Genomic DNA, 3,078 nt, shown 5'->3' with positions numbered 1-3,078 from the left:
GCCAACCCAGAAAATTACCTGCCATGGAATTATCTAGAAAATAGTGAGTAACGGCTGACTTGCTTTCCAAAAAAGACTGAATTGGGCTAACCGCCCAAGTCAAACTATGCAGCCGTAAGCTCACGATTTATTGCGTAATGCCGAAATTGCAATGTATCAAGCAAAGTCTTTAGGAAGAAATACCTATTCGTTTTTTACTAAAGAAATGAATACAATTATGTTACGCCGTTTTGAAATTGAAGAACAAATGCATGGCGCCCTAAAACGTAATGAATTTGAATTGTATTACCAGCCACAAATAGATGTTAAAAGCACAAATATTATTGGCGCAGAAGCCCTGTTGCGCTGGCATAATCCTGTCTTTGGCGATATAACCCCTGATGAATTTATCCCCATTGCCGAACAAACGGGCCTCATTATCCCTATTGGCCAGTATGTTATTAAGCAAGCACTTGCTTTTTTAAATGAATGGCAAAGAATTGACCAGAAAAAATATACAATGGCAGTAAATCTATCCCCGATTCAATTCAGAGATTTAGAATTACTTGGTTTTATTAAAAATGCACTAAGTGATGCACAGATTGATACCTGTAATTTAGAAATTGAAATTACAGAAGGGGTATTGATGAGTGGCCAATCTTATATTCACGACACTTTAGTGGCAATTAATAAACTAGGTATTAAATTATCAATGGATGACTTCGGCACGGGGTATTCATCATTAAGTTATTTAAGAGAATATGCTTTTGATGTGTTGAAAATAGATCAAAGTTTTATTCACGGTATACCTACAAATAAATCAGACTGTAGTTTAGTCAAAGCAACTATCGCAATGGCACATAGTCTAGGGTTAACTGTTATAGCTGAAGGCGTTGAAACTAAACCACAACTCTCTCTGCTAGAGGGACTAAATTGTGATTCAGTACAAGGGTATTTTTTTAGTAAGCCAAAATCGGCAGAAAAATTACTTGAATTCACAGAAAATTATAAACGTGGAACTTGAAAAAAGACTATATATACCTGCAACCCTATATTCCATGGACCTCAAAACCATAAATGTCTATTTTTTAGAGAGCATCTAACGTAATTTATTGCTACATCGTTTCGATAACATCTTCTGTGTGCGTTTTGTCTGAAAACGCATAATTATTTTTCCCGTTACGTTTCATTTCATACATCGCTTCGTCTGCTAAACTGACTAACTCCAGAGGTGTAACGGCATGTTCAGGGTATAATGCAATACCAATACTGGCACTAATACTTATCTTTTTACTATCAAACTTATAGGGTTCTGCTACTGCTTTAACCAATTTTTGTGCAATAGTTATAATGCTATTTTTGTCAGGCATGTTACTAAGTATAACCCAGAATTCGTCACCACCTACTCGGCCTACCGTATCAACCTCCCTTACACAGGACAAAAGCCGCGTAGACGTTTCCTTCAACACATAATCACCAGCATCATGCCCAAGAGTATCGTTAACTGCCTTGAAACCATCAAGATCCACAAACAAAACAGCCACTATTGTTTTGTTCCGTCTCGCGTTCGCCAAACAGCTATCCAAACGATCCATAGATAGTCGTCGAGAAGGAAGCCCAGTTAACACATCATGGTTAGCAAGATGTCGAATACGTTCCTCTGCATTTTTCAAAGCGGTGATATCTTCCTTAATCGCAACATAATGGCTAATCTTTCCATTTTTTTGTTTAACTGGCGCTATCGAGGCGATTTCCCAAAATAGTTCACCGTTCTTTTTACGGTTATGAAACTCTCCTCGCCAAGTTTTCCCTAAAGAAAGTGTTTCCCAAAGAGTAGCGTACTGTTCTGGGGGCATTTCTCCGGAACGTAAAACACGAGGATATTCTCCAACAAGCTCTTTTTCTAAATAACCGGTCTTCTTTATACAGGCGGGATTAACATATTTAATCACCCCCGTTGTATCAGTAATGACGATCGATGAAGCTGATTGGTTAACGGCTAGAGAAACAATTAGAAGTTCCGATTCTAAGACTGCATAAGTCAATAAGGTCAGCGTTATAGCGATTCCTCCAAGGATAAATATTCCTCCAAGAAAGACAATTGACGACGAAAAGCTAGGCGCCATCATCGAATTATCAAAGGGGGAAAGCAGTGCTATCACCCCTCGTGCTCCATATAAAAGACCAAATAAACCAAAAGTCGTAGCTACTGAGAACCCGGCAGACTGCCAAAGTACATTTTTTTCTCGCAATAAAGTGACAACAATAGCGAAGCAAGTGACTACAAATACAATAGAAAGAATGACTATTCTAATATTTATATTTGGAGAGATATAATGAAAATAATAGAAGAGTACTGCGGCGATGGGAGGCAAACCAAAATCAATAAAAGTGAATGGAGGGCGCCCCACAAAAACACGCATCCCCCGTAAGAAAAGTAAAAATCCCACGACATAAAATGAGTTAGCAACAACAAGAGACAATAAATCAGAAATATTCCCTCGTCCAGCCATTAATATACTGCCGGCAGCAACACAGCACATGCCTGTTGCCCAGAAACCAACACCCTTTTGCCGAGACTGCGAACGCCAGAGATCAATCAAAGCGATCCCAGAACCAAGCGATATCAAGGCAGTTACAATAACTAGAGTACGAATATCTAAATCAGGCACTTTAAGCCCACGCTAATAATAATTTACAATTCACTATCAAATATCCTTCAAAACAAATAACCTTATCATAGGTGTTTTTTAAAAAAGGAGTCATGATCTAGATTAGTAAAAACAGCAATGAATTTAGTATTATTGTAAGCGCTCAACAATCCCAGCTAGCTAAATTTATTCCAAACTGTTAACTGCGTATTGTCAATATGCCATGGCAATATAGATTCATTTGCCCTACTCTTTCAGCAAGAGGTAATTGCTCAATAATAAATTTCAAATAACCATACGGCTCAAGCCCATTGGCCTTTACGGTTTATACCGAAAGAAAAACTATGCCGAATCGCTTGGCTAGAACCCTATAATACAAAGATACTTGCATATAATTGCTTCGGCATAGTTTGATCTGACTTCCAATAATTAATTTACGGAGAAGGAT

The 3,078-nt window shown here is 38.0% G+C and carries 1 protein-coding gene and 1 pseudogene; one reads left to right on the top strand and one right to left on the bottom strand.

Features of this window, described 5'->3' with window-relative positions:
• Positions 1 to 124: 124 nt before the first annotated feature.
• Positions 125 to 1,003 (top strand): annotated as a pseudogene (locus KSO91_RS16635) (putative bifunctional diguanylate cyclase/phosphodiesterase); the annotation flags it as partial.
• A 91-nt stretch (positions 1,004 to 1,094) separates the two neighbouring features.
• On the opposite strand, the gene KSO91_RS16630 reads toward KSO91_RS16635, so the two are convergent.
• Entirely contained in the window at positions 1,095 to 2,651 is a 1,557-nt protein-coding gene (locus KSO91_RS16630) for a diguanylate cyclase domain-containing protein (protein ID WP_238744142.1), read from the bottom strand.
• Positions 2,652 to 3,078 lie beyond the last annotated feature (427 nt).

This window comes from Psychromonas antarctica (assembly GCF_022267535.1).
GTDB classification, from domain to species: Bacteria; Pseudomonadota; Gammaproteobacteria; order Enterobacterales; family Psychromonadaceae; genus Psychromonas; species Psychromonas antarctica.
Note: the sequence above shows the minus strand (reverse complement) of the source record. Positions and strands in the feature narration are given on the sequence as shown.